Origin of the sequence: Streptomyces lothianensis, from assembly GCF_047779955.1 — a bacterium.
GTDB lineage: Bacteria > Actinomycetota > Actinomycetes > Streptomycetales > Streptomycetaceae > Streptomyces.
Genome location: NZ_JBLMKT010000158.1, coordinates 1 through 293, shown reverse-complemented (window position 1 = coordinate 293; position 293 = coordinate 1). Strand labels below are relative to the sequence as shown.

Here is a 293-nt window from a genome sequence, read left to right as displayed (position 1 = left end):
AGGGACCGTTCGGAGCCGTCAGACCGTTCGACGCACCGTCCTGGTTCACCGCCGAGCCGCGAACGACCGCCAGGACCTGGTGCCCGTTACGGCGGGCGTCCGACAGCCGCTCCACGAGCAGCATCCCGACACCCTCGGACCAGCCCGTACCGTCCGCCGTGTCCGAGAAGGACTTGCAGCGACCGTCGAAGGAGAGACCTCCCTGGCGGCTGAACTCGGCGAAGGTCGTCGGGGTCGCCATGACGGTCACGCCACCGGCGAGCGCCATCGTGCACTCACCGGTACGCAGGGCC

1 protein-coding gene is annotated in these 293 nt (G+C 70.0%); it reads right to left on the bottom strand.

All coding sequences use genetic code 11. The features are described from left to right. Positions 1-293: beta-ketoacyl synthase N-terminal-like domain-containing protein (locus tag ACLF6P_RS30045; RefSeq protein ID WP_415954586.1), on the bottom strand; the 293-nt coding region annotated here is incomplete at both ends.